The 24,675-nt window shown below is 41.4% G+C and carries 20 protein-coding genes and 1 other RNA gene; 11 read left to right on the top strand and 10 right to left on the bottom strand.

Features of this window, described 5'->3' with window-relative positions; translation table 11 throughout:
• Entirely contained in the window at positions 1-516 is a 516-nt protein-coding gene (locus ACHFJ9_RS11310; RefSeq protein WP_167394139.1) for a GspH/FimT family pseudopilin, read from the bottom strand.
• Positions 517-619: 103 nt separating this feature from the next.
• Between ACHFJ9_RS11310 and ACHFJ9_RS11305 the strand changes: the two genes are divergently transcribed.
• On the top strand, positions 620-1,051 hold the full coding sequence (locus ACHFJ9_RS11305; RefSeq protein ID WP_176320256.1) for a type IV pilin protein: 432 nt from the start codon (positions 620-622) through the stop codon (positions 1,049-1,051).
• Positions 1,052-1,120: 69 nt separating this feature from the next.
• Here the strand turns inward: ACHFJ9_RS11305 and dnaJ are convergent, their stop codons facing one another.
• The 4 genes from dnaJ to grpE all read right to left on the bottom strand — a co-directional run bounded on the left by dnaJ (position 1,121) and on the right by grpE (position 7,025).
• Positions 1,121-2,269, bottom strand: coding sequence for a molecular chaperone DnaJ (gene dnaJ, locus ACHFJ9_RS11300; protein WP_005391453.1), 1,149 nt, complete (start codon positions 2,267-2,269; stop codon positions 1,121-1,123).
• A gap of 204 nt (positions 2,270-2,473) precedes the next feature.
• Complete coding sequence (gene dnaK / locus ACHFJ9_RS11295; protein ID WP_005391455.1) at positions 2,474-4,387, bottom strand: molecular chaperone DnaK; 1,914 nt, start codon at positions 4,385-4,387, stop codon at positions 2,474-2,476.
• Positions 4,388-4,736: 349 nt separating this feature from the next.
• On the bottom strand, positions 4,737-6,011 hold the full coding sequence (locus ACHFJ9_RS11290; RefSeq protein ID WP_047010172.1) for a dicarboxylate/amino acid:cation symporter: 1,275 nt from the start codon (positions 6,009-6,011) through the stop codon (positions 4,737-4,739).
• Positions 6,012-6,428: 417 nt separating this feature from the next.
• The gene (grpE, locus tag ACHFJ9_RS11285; RefSeq protein WP_021034134.1) at positions 6,429-7,025 is read right to left on the bottom strand and encodes a nucleotide exchange factor GrpE; all 597 of its coding nucleotides are present in this window, start codon (positions 7,023-7,025) and stop codon (positions 6,429-6,431) included.
• Positions 7,026-7,171: 146 nt separating this feature from the next.
• Here grpE and nadK point away from each other — a divergent pair, with 146 nt between their 5' ends.
• The 4 genes from nadK (at position 7,172) to bamE (ending at position 12,034) form a co-directional block, all read left to right on the top strand.
• Positions 7,172-8,056 carry an NAD(+) kinase gene (gene nadK / locus ACHFJ9_RS11280; protein ID WP_161444927.1) on the top strand — a complete coding sequence of 295 codons (885 nt, stop codon included), beginning with the start codon at positions 7,172-7,174 and terminating at the stop codon, positions 8,054-8,056.
• 265 nt (positions 8,057-8,321) lie between these two features.
• Positions 8,322-9,512: a DUF3103 domain-containing protein gene (locus ACHFJ9_RS11275; protein WP_005391464.1), complete on the top strand. Its 1,191-nt coding sequence runs from the start codon at positions 8,322-8,324 to the stop codon at positions 9,510-9,512.
• 167 nt (positions 9,513-9,679) lie between these two features.
• Positions 9,680-11,344: a DNA repair protein RecN gene (gene recN, locus ACHFJ9_RS11270; protein WP_104971335.1), complete on the top strand. Its 1,665-nt coding sequence runs from the start codon at positions 9,680-9,682 to the stop codon at positions 11,342-11,344.
• Positions 11,345-11,674: 330 nt separating this feature from the next.
• Complete coding sequence (gene bamE / locus ACHFJ9_RS11265) at positions 11,675-12,034, top strand: outer membrane protein assembly factor BamE (RefSeq protein WP_005391468.1); 360 nt, start codon at positions 11,675-11,677, stop codon at positions 12,032-12,034.
• A 105-nt stretch (positions 12,035-12,139) separates the two neighbouring features.
• Here the strand turns inward: bamE and ACHFJ9_RS11260 are convergent, their stop codons facing one another.
• Both ACHFJ9_RS11260 and ACHFJ9_RS11255 read right to left on the bottom strand, forming a co-directional pair.
• The gene (locus ACHFJ9_RS11260) at positions 12,140-12,493 is read right to left on the bottom strand and encodes an RnfH family protein (protein ID WP_005391471.1); all 354 of its coding nucleotides are present in this window, start codon (positions 12,491-12,493) and stop codon (positions 12,140-12,142) included.
• Positions 12,483-12,926 (bottom strand): SRPBCC family protein, encoded by a 444-nt coding sequence (locus tag ACHFJ9_RS11255; protein WP_005391473.1) that lies wholly within the window; start codon positions 12,924-12,926, stop codon positions 12,483-12,485. Before ACHFJ9_RS11255 ends, ACHFJ9_RS11260 begins: the two co-directional genes overlap by 11 nt.
• A 118-nt stretch (positions 12,927-13,044) precedes the next feature.
• On the opposite strand from ACHFJ9_RS11255, the gene smpB reads away from it, so the two are divergent.
• The 5 genes from smpB to ACHFJ9_RS11230 all read left to right on the top strand — a co-directional run bounded on the left by smpB (position 13,045) and on the right by ACHFJ9_RS11230 (position 18,605).
• A complete protein-coding gene (smpB, locus tag ACHFJ9_RS11250; protein ID WP_005391476.1) occupies positions 13,045-13,530 on the top strand; it encodes an SsrA-binding protein SmpB in 486 nt (161 codons plus the stop codon).
• A gap of 66 nt (positions 13,531-13,596) precedes the next feature.
• Positions 13,597-13,964, top strand: a transfer-messenger RNA (tmRNA) gene (ssrA, locus tag ACHFJ9_RS11245).
• A 183-nt stretch (positions 13,965-14,147) separates the two neighbouring features.
• Positions 14,148-15,374 carry an integrase domain-containing protein gene (locus ACHFJ9_RS11240; RefSeq protein ID WP_159408096.1) on the top strand — a complete coding sequence of 409 codons (1,227 nt, stop codon included), beginning with the start codon at positions 14,148-14,150 and terminating at the stop codon, positions 15,372-15,374.
• Between the two features lie 397 nt (positions 15,375-15,771).
• Positions 15,772-16,050, top strand: a complete 279-nt coding sequence (locus tag ACHFJ9_RS11235) for a helix-turn-helix transcriptional regulator (RefSeq protein WP_000115789.1) — start codon at positions 15,772-15,774, stop codon at positions 16,048-16,050.
• Between the two features lie 137 nt (positions 16,051-16,187).
• Positions 16,188-18,605, top strand: coding sequence for a DEAD/DEAH box helicase (locus ACHFJ9_RS11230; RefSeq protein ID WP_159408097.1), 2,418 nt, complete (start codon positions 16,188-16,190; stop codon positions 18,603-18,605).
• A gap of 53 nt (positions 18,606-18,658) precedes the next feature.
• On the opposite strand, the gene dcm is transcribed toward ACHFJ9_RS11230, so the two are convergent.
• Entirely contained in the window at positions 18,659-20,371 is a 1,713-nt protein-coding gene (gene dcm, locus ACHFJ9_RS11225; RefSeq protein ID WP_159408098.1) for a DNA (cytosine-5-)-methyltransferase, read from the bottom strand.
• Positions 20,372-20,520: 149 nt separating this feature from the next.
• Between dcm and ACHFJ9_RS11220 the strand changes: the two genes are divergently transcribed.
• Positions 20,521-21,729 (top strand): type II restriction endonuclease, encoded by a 1,209-nt coding sequence (locus tag ACHFJ9_RS11220; RefSeq protein ID WP_243357280.1) that lies wholly within the window; start codon positions 20,521-20,523, stop codon positions 21,727-21,729.
• A 1,224-nt stretch (positions 21,730-22,953) separates the two neighbouring features.
• Here the strand turns inward: ACHFJ9_RS11220 and ACHFJ9_RS11215 are convergent.
• Positions 22,954-23,544: a recombinase family protein gene (locus ACHFJ9_RS11215; protein ID WP_159408099.1), complete on the bottom strand. Its 591-nt coding sequence runs from the start codon at positions 23,542-23,544 to the stop codon at positions 22,954-22,956.
• A gap of 629 nt (positions 23,545-24,173) precedes the next feature.
• Positions 24,174-24,461 carry a hypothetical protein gene (locus ACHFJ9_RS11210; RefSeq protein WP_159408100.1) on the bottom strand — a complete coding sequence of 96 codons (288 nt, stop codon included), beginning with the start codon at positions 24,459-24,461 and terminating at the stop codon, positions 24,174-24,176.
• Positions 24,462-24,675 lie beyond the last annotated feature (214 nt).

Below are 24,675 nucleotides of genomic sequence, written 5' to 3'. Positions count from 1 at the left end.
TTAAGAGCAAGTTGAATAACCGTAATATTCTTTATTGCTGCTATCACTACACACTCGCACGCGAGCAGACAAAGTGTGGGAAATAAGTTTGAGGACTTTTGAAGGTTCCCCTACGGGATAAAAACGAATACTGCCTGATGACGGACGGCCATAAACGTCGTCAAAACTGATTTGGTCTGAAGCGTAGCTAGGTGTAACGACGATCCCCTCATAAGGTGTTCCTGAAAAAGAGAACAAAACTGTCCCTTCCCCCTCCGTTCCGTTATCAGTAAGCTCGATACGCCAATTACCATCACTGGATGAACTACCGGGCATGATGATGTGTGCCCAAAGTCTTTCACGCTGTAATACTGCTTCAGACTTGCCTTCAATAACAAAGCCATGCAATTCATTAGCTAAGCGCTGCATTTTGTTGGTTTCAAAAACATTTTGGAAAGATGGTGCTGCAAACGCCAATATAATACTCAGTACAGCAACAGTAATAAGAAGCTCCAACAACGTAAACCCGCGAGGCATTTCCCAAATTCCTATGTAAACGGCAAAAGGGCCGTAATTCATCTTGCACAGATGCTATCACCTGCCAAAAATAGGCGGAAAAGTGAAAAGGAAACTACTCGTGATGATTCGAATTTCTCGCTGTAACAGCTACAAAAAAAGATTGGGAGGGATGACATTGATCGAATTACTGATAGCCGTAGTGATTGTCGGGATCATTGCGGCTGTCGCCTACCCTTCTTACACCAATCATGTGCTCAAGTCTCATAGGACGGTTGCCTTGAGCGATCTTAGTCGAATTCAGCTAGAGCTAGAGACATCTTATGATGGTGGGTACGACTGGAGTCATATTATCTCTGGAGGCACATGCACTCTATGCGATTCAGACACAGATAGATTTTCTTTCAATATTGCGAGCTCTGCAAGTACGGCCTATACCATTACAGCAACAGCAAAATCGGCTCTGGGACAAGACGACGACGAGTGCTTGACTGGCGCTAAAACGATTACTTTAACGTCAAAAAATGTCGAAGAACCAAGTGATTGCTGGAATTAGAAAGAACACCAAGATGCAAAAAGGCCTGCATTTTAGCAGGCCTTTGTATTTGTGCTTTTCACTAACGTCTTAGCTGGTTAAATCATCAAAGAACTTTTTCACACCGTTGAAAAAGCCTTCTGATTTAGGCTTGTGCTTTGTCGCCGCTTCACCACCACAAGACTCTTCAAACTCTTTGAGCAGTTCTTTTTGGCGTGAGCTTAGGTTTACTGGTGTTTCAACAACCAACTTAACAATCAAGTCACCGATACCGCCACCGCGAACGCCTTTCACACCTTTACCACGCATGCGGAACATACGACCTGTTTGCGTTTCTGAAGGCACTTTTAGGCTTACGCGACCATCTAGAGTTGGTACTTCTACTTCACCACCTAGAGCCGCCATCGCAAAGCTTACAGGCACTTCACAGTACAGATTGTTACCATCACGTTCGAAGATATGGTGCTCTTTCACGTGCACTTGTACATACAAGTCACCAGCTGGTGCTCCCATTTCTCCCGCTTCACCTTCGCCAGATAGACGAATACGGTCGCCAGTATCAACACCTGCAGGGATCTTAACGTTAAGTGTTTTGGTTTTCTGCTTACGGCCTTGACCATGACACTCATTACAAGGGTCTTTAATGATCTTGCCTTTACCGTGACAGGTTGGACAGGTTTGTTGCACTGCGAAGAAGCCTTGGCGCATCTGTACTTGACCATGACCATGACAGGTACCACATGTTTCAGCAGATGAGCCTTTCTTCGCGCCACTACCATCACAGGTATCACAGTGTACTAGTGTTGGTACTTCGATCTCTTTCGTTACACCACGAACCGCCTCTTCTAGCGTCAGTTCCATGTTGTAACGTAAGTCCGCACCACGTTGAGCACGGTGACCGCCACCGCCACGACGACCACCACCAAAGATGTCGCCGAATACATCGCCAAAGATGTCGCCGAAATCAGCACCGCCGCCACCAAAGCCGCCGCCACCGAAACCACCGCCGCCTTGTTCAAAAGCAGCATGACCGTACTGGTCGTACGCCGCTTTCTTTTGAGGGTCGGTCAGAACTTCGTACGCTTCTTTTACTTCTTTAAACTTGTCCGCCGCAGACTCATCACCCTGGTTTCGGTCTGGGTGGAATTTCATCGCTAGACGCTTGTACGCCTTTTTGATATCGCGCTCTGAGGCATCACGGCTTACGCCTAATACTTCGTAAAAATCACGTTTTGACATGTTCTTCGTCACCAGTTAATTACTACAAACGGCATCGATTCACCGCTTGGTGTTTGTATCGTTCTAGGTAAGTGCACTTATCCGCAACATACTTAACTAGAAAGACAGCGTTTACAAACAGACGGGCGTAAGAGTTGCCCCAAACGCCCGCACACGAAGTCTTATCGACCCCAGATGGCTTTGCAGCCATCTGGTTAAGAAATATTATTTCTTGTCGTCTTTAACTTCTTCGAACTCAGCATCTACAACGTCGTCTTCTTTAGACTGTGCATCGGCGTCAGCACCTTGTGCTTGCTGCGCTTGAGCTTGTTGTTGAGCGATTTCCATCAGTTTTTGAGAAGCGGTCATTAGTGCTTGAACTTTAGCATCGATAGCTTCTTTGTCTTCGCCTTTGCGCGCTGTTTCTAGCTCAGAAATTGCTGCTTCAATCTTCTCTTTCTCTTCTGCAGGTAGTGCTTCACCAGCTTCTTCTACTTGCTTACGAGTACCGTGAATCATTTGGTCAGCTTGGTTACGTGCAGTCGCTAGCTCTTCGAACTTTTTGTCCGCTTCTTTGTTAGCTTCTGCTTCTTGAACCATTTTCTCGATGTCTTCATCGCTCAGGCCGCCAGAAGCTTGGATAGTGATCTTCTGCTCTTTACCAGTCTGCTTGTCTTTCGCTGACACGTGTAGGATACCGTCCGCATCAAGGTCAAAAGTAACCTCGATTTGTGGCATACCACGTGGTGCAGGCTGGATGCCTTCTAGGTTGAATTGACCTAGAGACTTGTTGTACATCGCTTGCTTACGCTCACCTTGTAGAACGTGGATAGTAACCGCGCTCTGGTTGTCTTCCGCTGTAGAGAAAACTTGGTTCGCTTTAGTTGGGATAGTTGTGTTCTTCTCAACTAACTTAGTCATCACGCCACCCATTGTCTCGATACCTAGAGACAGTGGAGTTACGTCTAGTAGTAGTACGTCTTTAACGTCACCAGCAAGTACACCACCTTGAACTGCAGCACCCATTGCTACTGCTTCGTCAGGGTTTACGTCACGGCGCGCTTCTTTACCAAAGAACTCAGCAACTTTCGCTTGAACCATTGGCATACGAGTCTGACCACCAACTAGGATTACGTCAGTGATGTCGTTTACTGATAGATCAGCGTCAGCTAGAGCTACTTTTAGTGGCTCAAGAGAGCGTTGTACTAGGTCTTCAACTAGAGATTCTAGTTTTGCACGAGTCACTTTAATATTCATGTGCTTAGGACCAGTTGCATCTGCAGTAACGTAAGGTAGGTTTACGTCAGTTTGAGAAGTAGAAGAAAGCTCGATTTTCGCTTTTTCTGCTGCTTCTTTAACACGCTGCATTGCTAGTGGATCGTTCTTAAGATCGATACCTTGCTCTTTCTTAAACTCGTCTACTAAGTAGTTGATTAGGCGGTTATCAAAGTCTTCACCACCAAGGTGAGTATCACCGTTAGTCGCTAGAACTTCGAATGTTTTCTCGCCTTCAACTTCATCGATTTCGATGATAGAAATATCGAATGTACCACCACCAAGGTCGTATACCGCGATAGTGCGATCGCCGCCTTTCTTATCAAGACCGTAAGCTAGCGCTGCTGCTGTTGGTTCGTTGATGATACGTTTAACTTCTAGACCTGCGATACGGCCAGCATCTTTTGTAGCTTGACGCTGAGCATCGTTAAAGTAAGCAGGTACTGTGATAACTGCGCCAGTTACTTCCTCACCAAGGAAATCTTCAGCAGTTTTCTTCATTTTCTTAAGAACTTCAGCAGAAACCTGAGGAGCCGCCATTTTTTGGCCTTTTGCTTCTACCCAAGCGTCACCGTTGTCAGCCTTAACAATTTTGTAAGGCATGATTTGGATGTCACGCTGAACTTCTTCGTCTTCAAAACGACGACCGATTAGACGCTTAATTGCAAATAGCGTGTTTTCTGGGTTAGTTACTGCTTGACGTTTCGCAGGTTGACCTACTAGCGTCTCACCGTCAGTGTAAGCAATAACCGATGCAGTAGTACGTTCGCCCTCTGCGTTTTCAATTACACGTGGTTTGTCGCCGTCTAATACAGCAACACATGAGTTAGTAGTACCTAAGTCAATACCAATGATTTTACCCATCTGGCTATCTCCGAATAAATTCTATTTTCGTTTGGTTATAACCCCAATGTGGGGGGAGGAGAATCGGGTTTCAACCCTTGCTCACAAACAAAAATAATCAATGTTTGCTTCTCTATGCCACATAGATAAGGGCGGCAAAATGCTTTTCAAGGGCAGAATTAAAAAAAAGCGTCTTTTTTCGAAATTTATGTGTTTCTTTCTGATTAGTTGGGAACTCGTCACACTGCTGTAGCGCAACAAAACACCATTTCTCAGGTAAATGTATTTATGCCCGACTCTTCCTAAACAAAAAAAACGAGCTCATAAGAGCTCGTTTCAATATTAGGGTTAAAATAAATGATTCAAGACATTAAGCGTTCGCTTGAGCAGGCTCAGCGTCAACGCCTTCTTCTTTACCAATCTCACCTTCTGTTTTTGCAACAATGGTGTTTACCGCCGTGTCGCCCACAACGTTTGAAGACGTGCAGAACATGTCATTAATACGGTCAACCGCAGCAATAATTGCCAAGCCTTCAGGTGGTAAGCCTAGTTGGTGAAGCAAAACGCCTACCATTACCACGCCACCTCCAGGAACGCCACCAGCACCAATAGATAATAGAAGAATAGTCAAACCAAGCGTGAAGATGTCTGCGGTGTTAATTGGCTGGCCAAAAGCGTTCGCAACAAACATCGTTGCTAGAGCAATATAGATAGACACACCAGACATGTTCATCGTTGCGCCCAGTGGTACACCGAAGCCAGCAACCGATTTAGAGACCTGAAGCTTTTCTGTCAGTGTACGCATCGTTACCGGGATAGTCGCGTTTGAGCTCGCGGTAGATAGAGAGAACAGAATCTGCTCACGAGTTGCACGTAGGAAAGTCTTTGGAGAAGTTCCGGTCGCAATACTCACTGCCATTGGGTAGAAGAAGAAGATCCAGAACACCAACATCGCAACCACCAAAGCCACGTAACCAGCCACGGACATCAATGTATTGGCGTTTAGCGTTGCACCTAGTTGAATCATTAGTGCGAACACACCATATGGTGCAAGACTCATCACTAATCCAACCAGTTTCATCATGATTTCATTTGCCATTTTGAATGTGCGGATGGCAGGACCACCACGAGAATCCAAAGCTTGAATTGCAAGACCTGTCAGAATTGCCATGAAGATAATTTGCAGCATATCGCCGTTAGCAAACGCTTGTACTGGATTGCTAGGAACAATGTTAACAACTAGAGAGAAAATGTCCGGCGTTTCTGTCGTCGTCAGCTGTACGGCCTCAGATACCGTTCCTGCCAGATTAGCACCAGCTCCTGGCTGGAAAATCAAACCAACAGTCAAAGCCGCCGTAATCGCAATGATGGTGTTAAGAATGTAGAGGGTAAAAGTTTTTCCACCAAGACGACCAAATGCACTGATGTCTTTCAAGTCAACAATGCCGCATACGATTGAAACGTAAACTAAAGGAACAACAAGCAATTTGATCAGCGAGACAAACATGCCGCCAACGCCTTCTGCTGCTCCAAGTAGGTATGTATCAAAAATCGCAATACCGCTAAATAAGTACTGAATTGCTGTTCCCAGCACAAGGCCGGCAAACAAGCCTATAAAAATCTTACTAGAAAGCGATTTATCCATTATAAATCTCCGATATGTTGTGTTTGCTATTTACATCTTTGTAGTTATATATGCTTACTTTTAAAGCATTAGTCGCAAATCATACACACGAAGGTTACAAAATAAAGTGATAATTTACACTTTTGTTAACGGAATTATTGTAGAAAAAATGACTATCTTTACATTCCTATGCAGGACAAACATTCACACAGCGAATAATTACAATTACTTATAGCCCTCTTCGTTCATAAACACGCAGTGAGATGAGAAGAAATCTCCTATAGGAAAATAATTAACCAATAAGAAAAAACATGAAGGGGATCAAACTTCCATTTTATCGATATACAATGAAGCTCATTACAACAACTTACGTTTAAAACAAAAAAGCGCCCATCAAAAAATGATGGGCGCTTTATATTTGAAAACAGGCAGTTAAGGTTATTTAGCAACCATTACCATTGCCGGACGAATCACACGGCCGTTTAGTTCGTAGCCTTTTTGCATAACAAACATAACTGTGTTTGATTCATGATCTGGGCTTTCCTGAATCGACATCGCTTGATGGAACTCTGGGTTGAATGCTTCACCTTCAGGGTTGATTGCTTTCAAGCCAAATTTCGCCACAACGTCGACAAACGTTTTGTGTGTTAACTCAACACCTTCTAGGAACGGCTTAACCGTTTCATTCTCTGTATCTGCCGCTTGAATTGCACGCTCTAGGTTATCAATAACAGGAAGCAACTCTTCGGCAAACTTGTTCAACGCAAACTTACGTGCTTTATCGATCTCTTGCTCAGTACGACGACGCATGTTTTCTACTTCAGCTTTAGAACGCAACACCGCATCTTGCTGCTCTTTTACTTTTGCCTCGCTAGACAGTAGTGCCGCTTCTAGTTGAGCAATCTTAGCGTCTGTCTCATCACCAAGTTCTTCAAGCTCAGCTTCAACTTCTTGTGCTTCAGCTTCTACTTTTTCAGCCTCTTCGATGATTTGATCAAGCTCTTCTTCTGTAACTTTGTTTTCTTCGTTGCTCATGATATCTCCAGAATTCAACATAATGCCCTTAAAGCCATGCGCGTTTTTGCGGGCTTTAACCACATAAAAATTCGCATATTTAGGTGACTTGCCATTATTATGGGGATGAAGATTCCTGATTCAAGCCTCTTTAATGCGGAAATGCTATGAAAAATCCATGTAACGTGATCGCGATTATCGGAAAACCAAGAGATCAACAAGCAATTCAAACTCATAAAGAGTTGTACCAATGGTTGACCTCTGAGGGCTATAAAGTATTCATTGACGATCGCCTTGCCGCAATACTGGATGATATCCCACAGAGTCAGTTTGCTAGCTTAGTTGAACTAGGAAAAAATGCCGATCTAGCCATTGTGGTTGGTGGCGATGGCAACATGCTAGGTGCAGCAAGAATTTTATCTCGATTTGATGTACCAGTTATAGGCGTGAACCGTGGAAATTTGGGCTTCTTAACTGACTTGAACCCAGACGACTTCCAAGCGTCTCTGCAAGCGGTACTCGACGGTGAGTATATTGAAGAGGAGCGTTTTCTTTTAGAGGCGGAAGTACACCGCCACGGACAAATTAAAAGCCACAACGCTGCGCTAAATGAAGCTGTACTTCACCCAGGGCAAATTGCCCATATGATTGAATTTGAAGTGTACATTGATGAAAGCTTCGCCTTCTCTTTACGAGCCGATGGTTTGATTGTCTCCACACCAACGGGCTCGACCGCATATTCGCTTTCTGGCGGTGGTCCAATTCTTTCGCCTAGCTTGAATGCCATTTCACTCGTGCCAATGTTTCCTCATACCTTGTCGAGTCGACCTTTGGTGGTTGATGGAAAGCGTCGAATTAAATTGGTGGTGTCACCAGAGAACCGAGGAACACAAGAAGTTAGCTGTGATGGACAAGTGTCTCTCCCTGTTTCTCCAGGAGACGAAATCCACATCTATCAAAGTCCAAATGTGCTCAAACTCATCCATCCCAAAGACTACAGCTACTATCACGTTTTACGTAACAAGCTTGGTTGGTCTAGTAAATTGTTCTAACACTTGTTACTCAGGGAAATGACTTCAATAAAAAAGCCAGTAGCTTAATTGCCACTGGCTTTTGGCTTTCTTAGACAAGAAATAGACACAAAGTAGTGAGGCGACACGATATTTGCTGTCATTAAAGAGAAGTTTATAAATTTTGATCCTGTGGGCAAAGTTTACACAAAAGATAGAAAAGCAAATTCAATGATCTATGTCCGGTGATATTCTCACCATGAATAGAGTATTAACTCTATTTCATAAAATCAATAAAGGACATATTATGAAGAAAACCATCATTCTGTCTGTTCTCAGTACATTAGCACTTATTGGCTGCCAATCAGAGGAAACGCAAGTCAACAGTGTATCCAACGCAAAAGCGGAAGATATCACTAAGACGAAGCGTGCCCTCGCTCAACAATTGAGTGAGAACTATGCTGCCATTGAACCCATGTTGAGAAGAGATATTACTCCACAACAGACTAGCGTCTCTGTATCAGCATTTGTTCAACAAAACCCCAACTCCGAGTTTAGCCGTCAGCTTGTACAAGCTGACACTCAAATTCGTAGCTGGAAAGGTATTTCTGAATACTCAGATCAGTTGCTGGAAGTTCGTTTAGCGAATGAGAGCATGATAACAGCATGGCAAAGTGGCGAGGTCGAGCCATTATTTGCATTTGAACCAAGTGGTGATGATGAGAATTGGCAATATATCGAAGCATTTGATGTGTATGGCAACATCCATCAACTCGATGTTTACCAACTCCCTGAGGTACCTGTACTCGTTGTTGATAACAACAGCTCTGCAGAGCTAAAAGCAGGCTTGCAAGCTATGCAAGCTGAGATGAAAAAACTCGGTCAGCCAGCTTTAGTTCAACCATATATTGCTGATGAACAACGCCAAAATGCACCGCTATTGTCAAGTAGCACAGTGGGCGAAGCGGCTCCAATTCAAACAACGCAGTTGAAAAAGATCCGTCTAGCCGATGACAAAGAACCTTGGATCTCTGGCAAGGCAGAAATCTACGCTATCGTAACGGGCGTCAATCCAAGTCGTGATGAACCTACTCTCGATTTAGTAGAGCTTCCATACTTAGACTACGATAACCAAGATTACTACCCAAATCAGATCATTATTCACTGGTCTCGTTACCGTTGGGGCGCTGCGGACATCGTGCTCATGGAACAAGATGATGGTACAGACTATAAACAGTTGGCAAAACTCCTTGTTCAAGTTGCTGGAGAAGTGTTGAAAGCGATTCCAGATCCAGAAGTTCAGGCTTACGCGATTATTCCGCAAATCACGAATAAGATCATCGACACGATCCCTGACGGCGTCCTAACGAATGATGATGACTTCGTCGACGTTTACTACACACTAATGCAAGACACATCATACGTGGATCATCCAGGTGCTGGTGTGAATGCAGTAGTCACATTAGAGCCGCTCACGATTAACCCAACTCGTCCGTAACCTGTTCAATTTTAATGAGTCGTTGTAATCACTTCGGCTCATTTTTCCCACTTCATCACAAAAAAGCACCCCACACAGAAATTTTTTCTCACCTGTCTTTACTGTATAAAGAAACAGTATATACTGTTCTCTTATACAGTATTGTTCAGTTATACAGGTAAATAAAAATGCTGGCTCATCTAAGTGTTAATAATTTTGCGATTGTTAAGTCTTTACAACTCGAGCTGTCTAAGGGCATGACCACCATCACAGGTGAAACAGGCGCGGGTAAATCCATTGCTATCGATGCTTTAGGGCTCTGCTTAGGCGGACGAGCCGATGCCGGCATGGTTCGACAAGGTGAAGAAAAAACCGAAGTTAGTGCCGCTTTTTTACTGGACAACAACCTACATGCAACGCGTTGGCTAGAAGATAACGATCTGCTTGATGGCAGTGAATGTATTTTGCGTCGCATCATCACAAAAGAAGGTCGCTCAAGAGCCTTCATTAATGGCAGTCCTGTCCCACTATCACAACTCAAATCTCTAGGGCAACTGCTGATCAATATCCATGGGCAACACGCTCATCACCAATTGATGAAAAGCGAACACCAAATGGCTATGCTCGACCAATATGCAGGTCATCTAAACCTACTAAAAAGCACACGAAGTGCTTACCAGCATTGGCGTCAGGCAGACAATAACCTCAAGCAACTAAAAGAAAATAGCCAGCAAAACCAGGCGCAAAAACAATTGCTTGAATACCAAATCAAAGAACTAAATGAGTTATCGCTAGGTGAAGAAGAATTTGCAGAGCTCGAGCAAGAGCACAAACGATTATCCAATAGTGGTGAACTCGCCACTACCTGTCAGCAAGCCATCGAACTTATTTACGAAGGTGAAGAAGTCAATGCGCTTGGTATTTTGCAATCGGCCAATCACTCCCTAATTCAACTAGCTGAGTTAGATGAAAAGCTATCTGAGCTACCCAACATGTTGTCAGAAGCGATGATTCAACTGGAAGAAACGAAGAACGAATTACGCAGTTATCTAGATGGCATCGATGTGGATCCTGCTCGTATGGCTTATGTAGAAGAACGTTTTTCTAAAGTGATGTCTGTTGCTCGCAAACACCACGTGATGCCAGAAGAACTATACCAACATCACCAAGATCTTCTGGCTCAAGTAGAAGCGTTAGATTGCTCTGATGAACGTTTAGATGAACTCGCGCAAGAAGTGGAACAAAAGTACCAAAGCTTCCTAAACCAAGCAGAAAAACTACACAAATCACGCAGCCGTTACGCAAAAGAACTGAACAAACTGATCACACAAAGCATGCACGAATTGAGCATGGAAAAAGCGGTATTCAATATCGAAGTCAGCAATGAAAACACGCACCCATCACCACTTGGCATGGACAGTGTGTGCTTCTTAGTATCGACCAACCCAGGGCAACCATTGCAACCTATAGCAAAAGTTGCGTCAGGCGGTGAGCTATCACGCATCTCATTAGCTATTCAAGTGATTACCGCTCAGAAAGTGGATACACCAAGCTTGATCTTCGATGAGGTGGATGTCGGTATTAGTGGTCCAACAGCAGCAGTCGTCGGCAAAATGCTACGCAAGCTTGGCGAGTCTACTCAGGTATTATGTGTCACTCACCTCCCTCAAGTTGCGGGGTGTGGCCATCAACAAATGTTCGTGGCTAAACAAACCAAAGCAGGCCAAACCGAAACACAAATGCACGCATTAGATGAACAACAGCGTGTGGCAGAATTAGCTCGCCTACTTGGAGGTAGCCAAATTACAGATTCTACCCTTGCAAACGCCAAAGAGCTCCTCATCGCCGCTTAGCCATACTCTTCCAAAGATAGAGTCACGAACACTGCTCCGTGACTCTACCTCCCCCATCACCATATCAAAGTGCTTGGGTGCTGATTCCCTTTCGAAATAATGGTCAGTGCCACCCCATAGCTCAATAACTTGGCTATTTGTCATTAGTTACCGCTTAAACTGGATAGAAAACCGCTCATCGACATAAACATACATGTGAGAGAATCAATAAATGCAACTCAACTCAAAATTCGTTGTCAGATTTCCTATCATACGACGCATAGCTTTTTACATCTGCGTCGAGCTTGTTTATTATCAGCGCAGTATTTTAAAGGTTACTAAGAAATTATTATGCAATTAAAGAAGTGGTTAGTTGCCGTACCATTAGCAATGACATTGCTGACAGGATGTTCGGTATTGGAAAAACTGGTTTATCGCATTGATATCAACCAAGGCAACTATGTAGAACAAAGTGCGGTAGATAAATTAAAGTTTGGGATGACTAAAGCACAGGTTCGCTTCGTACTAGGGTCGCCAATGCTTATTGAAAACGGCTACCCAAACACTTGGTACTACATTTATCACCATACTCCTGGTCACGGTGATCCAGTGCAAAAAGACCTGATCGTTAACTTTAACGATCAAGGCACACTCGCAGATATCAGTGGTGACTTCCCAAAAAGTGACGCTTTTTACGAGCAGATTCAGTAAACGACTTTTGCAAAAAACCTCTCACATGAGAGGTTTTTTATTATCTAGATATCGCGCAATCACACTTTGAATCAATGACGCCATCCATTGGGATTGATATCAAGTCTACTTATTCTTACGTACAGAGCTAGGCTTACCACCGGTGACTGGGTCTGCATTCCCCTCGGCTTTAGCCTGCTCCGCCCGCTTACGACGAATCTCTTTCGGGTCTGCGAGTAACGGACGATATATCTCTATTCGATCTCGATCTCGAACGGTCGCATCTAACTTCACATTACGACTAAACACACCCACTTTATTCTTAGATAAATCAATTTCAGGGTATAACTCTAACACGCCAGATTGTCGAATGATCTCTTCTACCGTTGCGTGATTATTCACCACTAAATTAAATACACGCTGTTCATGAGGAAGAGCATAGACAACCTCTACGTGAATCATATCTGACTCAATACTCATAACACTCGTAGACCTGTTTTGCGCGTTTAGTGAATGCATTTACCATGTTACTGGTAAGCTCGTTAAAAACCTTACCGAAGGCCATCTCAATCATTTTACTTGAGAATTCAAACTCAAGCTTTAGCTCAACCTTGCAAGCTTGCTCATCTAGCGCGGTAAAAATCCAACCACCACGCAATGTCTTAAACGGACCATCCACCAAGTTCATCATAATTGCTTGCCCTGGGATCAGCTCATTTGAAGTAGTAAACGTTTTGCTGATACCAGCCTTCGCCACATCGACAGAAGCCACCATACCATTACCCGAAGACTCAATGATTCTAGAGCCCGAGCAACCAGGCAGAAACTCAGGGTATTTAGCAACATCGTTAACCAGATTGAACATCTGTTCAGCACTAAAAGACACAAGCGCAGAACGGCTGACTTGCTTCATACATACTCCTATCGATACATGTACAGATTTAAAGCTCCTGCCAATTTTACTTTTATTCCACGATTGCGCAAATAAAAGGATTTCCTATCCGATATCCAACCCGTATAATGTCGCTATTATGGCAAAGAAAAAAACGAAACAAAAAGCGGGTAGCAATACTATCGCGCTGAATAAAAAAGCTCGCCACGAGTATTTCATCGATGATGAAATCGAAGCTGGCTTGGAGCTCCAAGGTTGGGAAGTGAAAGCCCTTCGCCAAGGTAAAGCCAATATTTCTGAAAGTTACGTATTTATGCGTGACGGTGAAGCCTTTGTGAGTGGCATGACAATCACTCCTTTAAATCAGGCATCGACACACGTTGTGGCGAACCCCACACGTGTGCGTAAACTACTAATGAGTCGTCGTGAACTAGACAACCTATTCGGACGTGTGAACCGTGAAGGTATGACATTAACGGCGCTCTCTCTGTACTGGTCTCGCTCTTGGGTGAAACTAAAAATTGGCGTAGCAAAAGGTAAAAAGCTGCACGATAAACGTACGGATTTAAAAGAAAAAGACTGGGCAAGAGAGAAAGCACGCGTAATGAAGAGTACACTGCGTTAATCTTGACCACTTAAACGCATAGTACTGGACAGCCAATGCTTTTCTGTTACTATGCGAATATTACCTGGGGCTGATTTAGGATTCGACGGGAATTCAGAAGTCTGAGGTGCATGCCGAGGTGCGGTAGGCCTCGTTAACAAACCGCAAAAAAATAGTCGCAAACGACGAAAACTACGCACTAGCAGCTTAATAACCTGCTCAGAGCTCTCTCGCCCTAGCTTCCGCACGTAAGACGGGGAATAACGAGGGATCAAACCCAAACGCGCTAGCCCGGATTCTCCCGCCTGAGAGATGAACGGCGAATTTTAATTCAGGCTAGTCATTCATTAGCGTGTCGGTTCGCAGGTGGGTGGCGAAATTAAAGATCGACTAAGCATGTAGTACCAATGATGAACGGTTTTCGGACGCGGGTTCAACTCCCGCCAGCTCCACCAATCACTAGTAACGGGACGTCTCAGGACGTCCCGTTTTCTTTTCTAAACCCTTGACCCATCTAGCTTTAAGTGGTTCAGGACGTCTCATCAAGATTCACTTAATCTCAGTCATTTAGTAACATTCTGCGTAACACTAACCAATAACAACACAAATTGGTGTTACATCAGAAAGGAACCATTAAAATGGCTAAGCAAATCAAGCCTTTATCACCAACTCAAGTAACCAAAGCTAAGCCCTTAGAAAAAGAATATTCGCTTGCCGATGGCAACGGTCTGTACTTACGTATAAAGCCGAATGGCGCAAAACTTTGGATTTTCAACTACATCCATCCAACTACTAAAAAACGTAAGAACATAAGCCTTGGTGCATTTCCCGACATCACTCTCGCATCTGCGAGAGAAAAAACAAGAGAGATGCGACAGTTGGTAGCCGAGGGTGTAGATCCCAAAACTCACAGAGATAACCAACGTTTTAATGCTCAGATAGCACAGTCTCACACGTTAAGAGCTGTCGCTGAAGAATGGTTTGAAGTGAAGAAGCACGATGTGTCAGATGATTATGCAGATGACATTTGGCGATCTCTTGAACTGCATGTGTTTCCGAATTTAGGAAATATGCCTGTTAACGAATTACTTACTCAAACAGTGATTCAAACATTACGACCTATCGAAGCGAAAGGAGCTTTAGAAACAGTAAGACGCGTCTGTCAACGCTTAAATGAAGTTATGACTTATGCACAACACTGCGGCAAAGTTGAATTCAATCGGTTCGAAAACATCTCGAAAGCTTTCAAAAAGCCAAAAGCTGAACACATGCTTACGATAAAGCCTGATGATCTAAATATTCTTATGCAAAAAATGTCATTGGCAAATATCAAGCTTACCACTAGGTGCGCCTTTGAGTTTCAGCTTCACACGCTAACCCGCCCAAATGAGTGCGCTAGAGCCGAATGGAATGAGATAGATTTCGAAAACAGGCTTTGGATCATTGGTCGAGATAAAATGAAAATGAAACGCGACCATAAGATCCCTCTTTCAGACGCTGCATTACAGCTATTGAACTTTATGAAGCCTATATCATTCGGTCAACGATATGTTTTCCCAAGCGCTAGCTCAGCAGACAAACACATGAACAGTCAAAGTATCAACGCTGCAATGAAACGTGCAGGTATGGCGGGAAAGTTGGTGAGCCATGGTATACGCTCAATTGGCAGTACAGCGCTCAACGAACAGGGCTTCAACAAAGATGCTATTGAGCTGTGTTTAGCACACGTAGATAAGAACACGATTCGTGACATCTACAACAATGCTGAATACTTGGAAGAACGCCGCAAGATCATGGAATGGTGGAGTAACTTCATATTCGATGCTTCTAAAACTGCTAACACTATTGCAAAACCATCAAAATAAGTGACACAAGTCACACTATAAACGAAATGTGGGTGATTTTGTATTGACGATGAGAATCACCCACATTATTTTAAATCGCGTCTAAATATTTAATTTTTACATAGGAAACAGACATTTAAAGTCCGCTACGCGGCGACGTAACTTATTCCCGTTAAACTTCGGTTTAACTATTTGTTTATTGTTTTGGTATTAACTTAACTTTCGGAGCCTTTTTTTGAAGTCTTCACTATTCCATTACATACGAATACCTTCCTTTAATTATTAAGGAATGAGTCTGTAACCCAATAGGCTTCAGTCCCATCTAGGTGTTCCTTCACTGATAATAAACTTCCGTGGATCAGTGTAAGTATTGGAATATAAAGTTAGTACTAGACATGAATTAATGTAGGTTATCGTTATGTCTGTAAATACAACTCCTCTTCTAAAAATCGTACGTAAATCTGACGTTCTACAGCGCGTTCCATTCTCAAGAGCGACTCTCCATCGCAAAATCAATGATGGAACATTCCCACCTTCAATTCCACTTGGTGCAAACTCTGTTGGTTTCTTATCTCATGAAGTCGATGCAATTATCGCAGCCATGGCATTGGGCAAAGATCTACAGCAAACCGTTTCTCATCTTGTTGAGCAAAGACAGTCTCTTTTCGACAACAGTCTCTATGCACTAGCCGCATAACTAAAAACTCTCACTAAGCACAAATAAATCAATTGTTTACTGCATGCTTTAGCATGCTGGTAAAAGTGCAGAGTTCTTTAGTTATATATATTACTTAGAAACTTTGCACTTTTACGTTCTACTAGGAATAAGAATAAATGAACGTTATCGCGCAATCTCAAGCCTCAGAACATACACTGGTTCGTTCAACAGAATCCTGCTCGGTCGCTATTCTTAGCGGCGAGTCTCTAAGCTTCGATCATGACAAGTACAGGGTCGTTGCTGTTCGCAACGACAAAAACAACCTGGCTGAAGTTATCCGCTATTACCGTGATGCTGGCTTCAATAACATCAAGTTAATCATTGATTCAAAAAAGCTCCCCGCTCAAGCTGTAGATTTCATGATGATTAATTATCGCCACGCTATGTGTGACCTTTATGATTTAGCGTCAAAGCAGCTCTACAGACTGAAAGACTACAACGACACAGTGCAGTATCTATCTCTTTGTTATCAGTTGACGAGTTGCGGCATGCAGGGTGACGAAATCATTGACTGGCTAGCGAAAAAATTAGTCCGTACAATTCCTCTGATCTGTTCCGATGCTGAATCATGCTTGAGAACTTATCGTTTCTATCTTCACAAAGACAACAATTTCTTAAGCAAAGTCCTAGATTGCCTTGAACTACAGCTACACCACCACCATTCCTCAGTTCAAGATTTTATGAAGCTTAGAACGCCTACGAAAACAATCCGTACTTCAACTCTCGACTGTCCAGAAGTGTGTAAAGCGTTAACCAATGAGCGAACCCTTGCAATTAAATCTGCAACAGGGACTGGTAAAACGAAACACGTCTTTGGACCTATTACTCAGCTAGCTGAGCAAAACAATAAATCCGTGGTATACCTTTCTCATCTGATGGCTTTAGTAGAACAATACTGCATTCAAAATCATGCGGTCAGCTATACCACTCAAAACTTAACTCAGCTTGAACAGTCGAAAGCGATGGGATTAGTCGTCAATAGTGTGTGGAAAGCACATATCCAAGCATATTGCCACAATGCCGATACCTTGATTATTGATGAGTTTGAGAAAGTAATTTCAACTGTCGTGTGCTCGGAGCATTCACTACAAATGCCTAAACAACGCGTTTTTCATTGCTTGTCTGAGATTATTCGCTCCATTCCACAAGTCATTGTGGGTGATGCTGATCTTTCCGATATTAGTTTAGGCTTCTTGAAAGATTTACGAGGTGACGTGACTTTAATCCACTGCGACAAAAACCCATATCTGGGAATTGAAGCAGTTATCACAGATAAAAATCAGTACCTTTACAGTCAGGGTGATCTCAAATCCAAATTATTGGACGACAAGGTGTTTCTTTTTGACTCACTAGTGACGCTTCGAGGAGTTGTTAAACAACTTGGTTATGAGGACAAGCAAGGTTTAGATTGTGAGACTGCGGCTCTAAACGACGGTGTGCTAGTCATTCACGGGGAGAATAAAGGAATGGACGCACAACGTGCTTTTCTGGCTAACCCGAATGAAGAAATCTCCAAATACAAAGCGATTATCGCTTCTCCCTGTCTAGGGTCAGGCTTCTCAATCGTCAAAAACTTTGCCAATAGAGTTGTCGTATTCTGTGACAAAACACTAAATCCATTTGAACTAGTTAACTTCGCACGTCGATTCCGTAAAGCAAAGGAGATTTGGTTCACCGTAGATGCCCGTCAAGACTTCTTCTGCCGCCCGACAAGAGCAAGAGTCTACAATGCGAATATTCACTCAGCGCCCACAGACAACCTAGAGATTGCATTCGGTAACGTGAAATCACAGTTCACCGTACCTCTGGGACTACATCTATGGATCACATTGAAGGAACTCGGCTTTCATGTAGATTCGCTGCCATCCTCTGTGTACTCACAGAGCTGTGGGTCTAAAACGAACAAGCACTATTTAAAAGCTTACAGAGAGGCGTTAGTCAACGCCATTATGCAAGCTGTCGATTTAAACCAGCATGATATCAAACGGCTTATGAAGGCAGATAAGCGCACAGCTAGTGACAACGCAGCCATCTCGAAGCATACAATCAAAAGCTACTATCAGCTGACTGAAGTCACGAAAGAAGATGTCGAGTTTCATTTCCTGTTTTCTAAGAACAGAAAGCTCTTCGACAAGCTATTTTCTGTTCCAGCGCCGAACGAAGATAACAGCACACACTCAAAATATCGCCGCTTGGCGAATTTAATCAGTGAGAGTCTGTTCAACGGACATCAGTTTAATTCTCAATCTCCTTCTATCATGGTCCATAGGGAGCAGGTTTTAGGGTTTATTAATCTGATGATCGAGAGTCGGGACTTAGTCAATTGGACACTGCACAAAGATACTCATATCCCCCGATCACTCAACAAAAACAGCACGACAAATAAAAAGATGCTGTATTTTGGACAACTCATGAAGTCTCTGGGTTTTGAAATCGGTAGATTTAGCGGAACAACAAATAAAGCGAAGCTATCTCTTTCCCAAAGAACATCTAACTACGCAAAACTAGACGGCTTTAGAGACAGTGAAAGCTAAAGAATTGAGAATTGGCAGCATATATATGCTGCCAATTGGACTAACAATAGAAGTTATATGGCAAGCTTACTTTCAGTACGCTCTTCTGGATTAGATTCCTTTTCTTGCATAATGAATGGAACTAATAGTTCAGCAACAGCTGTAAAGACAGGAACAACTACCGAGTTGCCAAACTGCTTGTAAGCACTAGTATCTGCACATACAATATTGAAATCCACATCGCCTTCACAGCGCAGCTCTTCTGGCTTCTCAAACCCCATTAACCTTGCACACTCTTTAGGAGAAAGGCGTCTAGGTGTGCGATATTCTGGGTTAAACGAATCATAGCTAACATAACGCCCAAATCTTTCGTTATACTCTGACTCAGCTTCTTTTCTCAGTTCAGACAACTTTGCATTTGTTGCTTTAGGTTCACTCTGTAAATACTCAGTTACCTTCTTATCGACATATGCATGTCTTTCTTGTATTTTTTGGATACACTCTGCTTTTCTGCTTTCTAAATAACTGGTTTCCAAACCATTATGGTTTATAAGTATCTCAGAGCCATCTTTATGGTAACGCGCAGATAAAGTACGCGTTACTGCGCTTTCATCATTAGGATCAACTAAACCAAAACCAAAACCATTGCCTTGAGTTTGATGTTTAAGAGCATAGTTATACAAATAATTCCATAAATTTGGAGTAAGTGTATAACGATCTAACTCTTCAGGTGATAACTCGCATAAAACATCCCGCAGAGTTAAACGCTTTTGCGGTTTAGGTAAGTTAACCAGAGAAAATTGATCATAAGTTAAATCTAAATCTTTTCTAAACCCAACCAGAACAACCCTTTCTCTATGCTGAGGGAGAAAGTCAGCGCCATCTATAATTACAGGTTCTTTTTTCCTTTTACGAACCCTCTCTATGGCAGCCTCTATATCATCTCCTTCATTAGTGATGTCAGCAATCCAATATCCAAGCTTATCCAAAGCTCTGACAATTACTGCAAAAGTATTACCTTTATCATGACTTTTTAAGTTCTTTACATTCTCTAAAACGAAGAACTTTGGCTTTCTAGCTTCTAGTACTTTTTCTACATCAAAGAACAGTGTTCCTTGAGTATCACAATCGAATCCATGGGAACGTCCCATAGAATTCTTTTTTGAAACTCCAGCTATTGAAAAAGGTTGACAAGGAAAACCTGCAAGTAACACATCATGTGCAGGAATGTGCTTGCGAATATGAGAAATTTTCTCTTCTTCCGTAGCCATTTTGTCAGCACTTAGTGTTATGTTGGTTATGTCCATATATTTCTGATTTTTATCAGGGTTCTCGTCTTCACTATCAATAAAGTATGGGAGTTCACTCTCACCTACATAGTGATTGGCTAGATACGTCTTTCTTGCTTTATCATCCCACTCAGAGGTAAATACACACTTCCCACCAACCTGTTCAAACCCTTTTCTCAATCCACCGATTCCAGCAAAAAGATCAACAAAGGTAAACTTGGGATTGTCCCAATGCTTTGGTTTAGGCGGTAGCAGTTTCTTAGAGATATATGCTCTCTCTTTTTCAGATAACAATAGTGGATGCTTATCAGGATCTTTCTTCCAGTTACTAAGCGCTTTCCTATCTGTTTTAAATCCAAGTTCGTTCAATTTACGAGCTAAGTTCTTTTGATCGTAGATCTCTATTAAGAGTTTGATTAATCTTGAACTAACATCCTTGTCTTCTCGATGTAGCTTCTCATAAAGCTCATCGCCAAGTCTGATAACGTTATCAAGCATGGGAGGTTTGTGCTCACTTCTGGTACATGTTTGACCCATTGTACCAGGAGGTTGTGTTTTTATACAGTTGTAAGTGTACTAAAATAAAAAACTTTAAAGGCCAAAATGTAACCATCTGATTTAAAATAAAATTAAACAAAAAGTAAGTTATGACTATGAATGATATAAAAACTTGGCTTCGGTCAAAAAGCTCTGATGACTGGTATTTTTACATTAAGAGGCTTTCAGCAAATGACACAGGTGCATCAGGAGCACATCAAGTAGGTGTCTACATACCCAAAGGTTACATGACGTTTCTGTTCCCATCCATTAATAGAATTGATACAAAAAATCCATCTCTTTATCTGACAGCAAAAACTAGCTCACATGACTTCTTAGAAAAGCAAGTAAGAGCTATCTATTACAATAATAAGTTTTTTGATGGGACACGTAATGAGATGAGAATCACTTCATGGGGAGGCTCTAAATCACCTCTACAAGACCATGAAAACACAGGTGCTATTGTAGTGCTTGCGTTCTGTAAAAATGAAGATTGTGATTCTAAGTTGATCGATGTATGGGTATGTAGAAGTTTAGAAGAAGAGAATTTTATAGAAACATTAACAGGAGAATTACTCCCTGGGCTTTCTATATTCACCGATGCTAATAAAGTAATATCAGGGAGTACTGTGAGCTATGACTGGAAATCGAAAGACTATCCAATACCAGAAGAATGGAACATTAAGTTCCCTAGCGGAACAGAAATAATAAATTACTTAACTCAGGTGTTTGATATTAAAGCTGATACCTCTGATAAAAAACTACTCCTTAGAAGGGAAGCAGAATACTCACTATTTAAAAAAATTGAAGAAGTCCATGTGCTTGAATTGATCAAGTCGGGATTCACTAGTGTCGATGACTTTATAGCTTTAGCAAACTCAATTAGTAATCGTAGAAAGTCTAGATCAGGGAAGTCGCTAGAATTACACTTAGAGCACATTTTTTTAGAAAATGGATTGACAGAGTTCGAAACACAAGCAAAAACCGAAAACAATAAAAAGCCTGACTTCCTATTTCCTTCAGCAAACGCTTACCATGATTTATCATATCCATCAGATAAACTTCGCATGCTGGCCGTAAAAACCACATGTAAAGATAGATGGAGACAAGTTCTAAATGAAGCCGATAGAATCAATGATGTCTATCTATTTACTCTACAAGAGGGCGTTTCTAAGAACCAATTTAAAGAAATGAAAGATTCAAACGTAAAACTTGTTGTCCCACGTCCCATCCATTCGAGTTTTCATAAAGATATACGGAATGAAATTTTATCACTTGAAGAGTTTATCGATAAAACTAAGTCACTAGTATTAGATTGAGTTTGTTGATCTATCCACAACCAGCAACACACCAAGTAGATAAAGGTTCCTATCAAAAAACAGAACAACGTTCTCGGAGTATCATCGTTAGGCAGGTGTTATACATTGTAAACACTTGCTTAACATAGGTTAAAGGAGTTTCTATTTCATGACGACCGTGGAGAGAGGTGAGCAAAATCATAAGTATACCTAAGCAGAATACCGTTATATTCCTTGCATTTTTATGTGTTAATCGAATGCTCAATCTTTAGTTTTTGATGACTTGAGCGAGAACAGTGTTCTCGCAGTATCAACAGTCAGTGCACTAGCCCATTTCATAGTGACTTCCAACTAAGAGAAAACTGTTCTGATTTGAGAATAACCCTATTGTAGAACTTATAAAAACATGAGAGGAACAGAATCTTGTCCTAATACGGATTTAGCCTAAATAGACTCATGGTATAAACATATTAATTACTAATTACCCAATTAAACAAGTTTTTATTATACATAAAAAACTTTTTAGTCAAGTTGAAAAAACTCTTGATTAAGAAAAAACAATCTAATATATTAAATCTCGTAGCAAGAAGCAGAGCTTCTATCTAGAAAGTGGCTTAAAGATATATTTAAACTAATATTACTTCATCTTTAACAGTAAAAGTAATTTCTTCCACCTCACTGGTGGCTTAAAGAAAAATTAGTTTTAATACAAGTAAATGTATCACTATTTTATCCGCTAATAGATGGTTACACTTCCGCGCCAACTGGCGGTTAAGCGTTGGATAAAAAGGTCGAGTTTATCTCGGCCTTTTTATTATTAATTGTAATACTGTTCTCAGAATTTTAAATTAATTCTATTTTTAGAAGATTATCTCTTTAGTTTTAATGATTAAGTCTGGAAGCCTAGCTTATTAAAAGGAAGAACCTCCTACTTATCATTCGGAACATTGTTCTTCCACACAGTTTTTTATTGATTAATCAAATACCCAATCTTTACTATTTTAAGATTGGGATAAGAACATTGTTCCGAGTAAAGAGCAATTCACTCTCGATATGGTTATCATGCATCAATTAGCAGCTTATTCAAAGCTAGCAAAAGATAAGACTTCTACTGAATGTCGGCGAGAGAACTTGGTATTATTCGATAAGCTAAGCAAGAACAAGGTTCTTGCAATATCGTTAACCTCTTAACGAGTAATGACTTCTGGCAGAACTCAATCTTACATTGTCATGGAACATTGTTCTTCATTGAATACTTTCAGTTAACCTCTTGTTCCAATGTCGCTTGACCGTGGGGACGGAGATGCCTAGAGCATGAGCTGTTTTAGATTGGCTCAGTCCCCTTGATCTACATTCTTGAACTTTTTGAGTTGTACTGATAGCTTCTGGTCGGCCAATCCGCTTACCCTCAGATTTAGCCCTAGCCTGCCCTTCCAACGTTCGCTCTCGAATTCGGTTTCGCTCAAATTCAGCAAATGCTGAGAACATTTGCAGCATCAATCGTCCTTCCGCTGAGCTTAGATCAGCGGTTGGCAGATCCAGAGAAATTGGTGTAACGCCCTTCTCTAACAGCATACTGATCGTATGCTGAACATCGATGTTATCTCTTCCAAGTCGATCTAGCTTTAATACAACTAGTTTGTCCCCTGGCTCTAGTTTATGCTCAATCAACATTTTGAACTCACGTCGTTCAGTTGCAGGCACACTACCAGAAACTGTTTCATGTACAATTCGGTGTTCTTGAACATCGTAGCCAGCATTTCTGATAGCTAAGATCTGATTTGACACAGTTTGTTCGCTAGTCGATACACGACAATAAGCGAATGTCCGTCCCATAGTCTCCACAATACTCTCCTTTTGGGTATCACAACTAGTATCATCAATCAGTTGGGTATCATAAAAATCCAAACCCTATTTTATGAGACTGCAAACAGCTCACTCCCTTCTGGTGTCAGAAAACGGATGTTTGTTGATACTAAAGGAATGTTTACATCCCGCTAAAGTTGACTAGTTGAGTCAATAACTTTGGCAAACCACCTTTGCCTTCATAAAAATCGAGTAAATAAATTAATACGCATAGGTAAATATCATTACTCTAAAGTTATTTATATATAATTAAAAAATTCAGTATAAAAAAACTTTGACATTAAAATCCAACATAAGAAAATAAACTTTATTTTATTATTTTCTCATGTTATAACTATTATAACGGTTATAACTATTATAAAGTTATAATTCTAATATAACGTTAGATTTTAAAAAAGTGAAGATTAAGCTAACGTCAGCTTAATTTATTACAATAATTCTTCTGCCACTGCTGGCACTTTCAATGCCAGCAGTGGCACATTGATTGCCAATCTTGGCAAATTATCTTGCCAACATCTTTAATTACGGAATTCCCAAGGCTTTTATAACTTGCCTGATACAAGTCCACTGGCTTTAGAGTTGTGCAAAAAAGAACAACGTTAGAACACGTTGAATATCTCATTTTTTCTTGACTTGTAACGGTTACAACCATATAAACCAGGAACTCGACATTCTTTCTTTTCTTTAATAGATTGTCTTTTTGAACTAACTTGTGGAACACTGTTCTTTTCATCTAAATTAATAGAATTCGCTCTACGTAATGCTTCCTCATCTGAAATTTCATTATAAACCACTTTAAAATCATTAAGCTTAGTTTTACGTTTTTCTCTTACGGATAGATAACTCATTTTACGATTACGTTTAGAATAAACCAGAACTTGAGACATATCGACAACCCTCTTGATATATATACAATTTCAATGACCATTATATTTATCAAGTAATATTCTCTTTGTAAAGGACCTTTAAACATTATTTTAAAAATTACTTTAACATTTAATTATTAAATATAAATCGTTTGTTTTTTTAATTATTAAATAAGAGAGATAGTAATTAGTTAAACTCCTACCCAAAACGAAAAAGATCGGATTCTGGGCTATT

Origin of the sequence: Vibrio sp. D3 (genome assembly GCF_043995865.1) — a bacterium.
Taxonomy (GTDB): domain Bacteria; phylum Pseudomonadota; class Gammaproteobacteria; order Enterobacterales; family Vibrionaceae; genus Vibrio; species Vibrio diabolicus.
This window is presented reverse-complemented; position numbering and strand designations above follow the sequence as displayed.

What these genes read in the sequence shown, in the direction of transcription:
- ACHFJ9_RS11310 (WP_167394139.1), bottom strand. Translation starts at nt 516, where the DNA reads ATGCCTCGCGGGTTTACGTTGTTGGAGCTTCTTATTACTGTTGCTGTA.
- ACHFJ9_RS11305 (WP_176320256.1), top strand. Translation starts at nt 620, where the DNA reads ATGATTCGAATTTCTCGCTGTAACAGCTACAAAAAAAGATTGGGAGGG.
- dnaJ (WP_005391453.1), bottom strand. Translation starts at nt 2,269, where the DNA reads ATGTCAAAACGTGATTTTTACGAAGTATTAGGCGTAAGCCGTGATGCC.
- dnaK (WP_005391455.1), bottom strand. Translation starts at nt 4,387, where the DNA reads ATGGGTAAAATCATTGGTATTGACTTAGGTACTACTAACTCATGTGTT.
- ACHFJ9_RS11290 (WP_047010172.1), bottom strand. Translation starts at nt 6,011, where the DNA reads ATGGATAAATCGCTTTCTAGTAAGATTTTTATAGGCTTGTTTGCCGGC.
- grpE (WP_021034134.1), bottom strand. Translation starts at nt 7,025, where the DNA reads ATGAGCAACGAAGAAAACAAAGTTACAGAAGAAGAGCTTGATCAAATC.
- nadK (WP_161444927.1), top strand. Translation starts at nt 7,172, where the DNA reads ATGAAAAATCCATGTAACGTGATCGCGATTATCGGAAAACCAAGAGAT.
- ACHFJ9_RS11275 (WP_005391464.1), top strand. Translation starts at nt 8,322, where the DNA reads ATGAAGAAAACCATCATTCTGTCTGTTCTCAGTACATTAGCACTTATT.
- recN (WP_104971335.1), top strand. Translation starts at nt 9,680, where the DNA reads ATGCTGGCTCATCTAAGTGTTAATAATTTTGCGATTGTTAAGTCTTTA.
- bamE (WP_005391468.1), top strand. Translation starts at nt 11,675, where the DNA reads ATGCAATTAAAGAAGTGGTTAGTTGCCGTACCATTAGCAATGACATTG.
- ACHFJ9_RS11260 (WP_005391471.1), bottom strand. Translation starts at nt 12,493, where the DNA reads ATGAGTATTGAGTCAGATATGATTCACGTAGAGGTTGTCTATGCTCTT.
- ACHFJ9_RS11255 (WP_005391473.1), bottom strand. Translation starts at nt 12,926, where the DNA reads ATGAAGCAAGTCAGCCGTTCTGCGCTTGTGTCTTTTAGTGCTGAACAG.
- smpB (WP_005391476.1), top strand. Translation starts at nt 13,045, where the DNA reads ATGGCAAAGAAAAAAACGAAACAAAAAGCGGGTAGCAATACTATCGCG.
- ACHFJ9_RS11240 (WP_159408096.1), top strand. Translation starts at nt 14,148, where the DNA reads ATGGCTAAGCAAATCAAGCCTTTATCACCAACTCAAGTAACCAAAGCT.
- ACHFJ9_RS11235 (WP_000115789.1), top strand. Translation starts at nt 15,772, where the DNA reads ATGTCTGTAAATACAACTCCTCTTCTAAAAATCGTACGTAAATCTGAC.
- ACHFJ9_RS11230 (WP_159408097.1), top strand. Translation starts at nt 16,188, where the DNA reads ATGAACGTTATCGCGCAATCTCAAGCCTCAGAACATACACTGGTTCGT.
- dcm (WP_159408098.1), bottom strand. Translation starts at nt 20,371, where the DNA reads ATGCTTGATAACGTTATCAGACTTGGCGATGAGCTTTATGAGAAGCTA.
- ACHFJ9_RS11220 (WP_243357280.1), top strand. Translation starts at nt 20,521, where the DNA reads ATGACTATGAATGATATAAAAACTTGGCTTCGGTCAAAAAGCTCTGAT.
- ACHFJ9_RS11215 (WP_159408099.1), bottom strand. Translation starts at nt 23,544, where the DNA reads ATGGGACGGACATTCGCTTATTGTCGTGTATCGACTAGCGAACAAACT.
- ACHFJ9_RS11210 (WP_159408100.1), bottom strand. Translation starts at nt 24,461, where the DNA reads ATGTCTCAAGTTCTGGTTTATTCTAAACGTAATCGTAAAATGAGTTAT.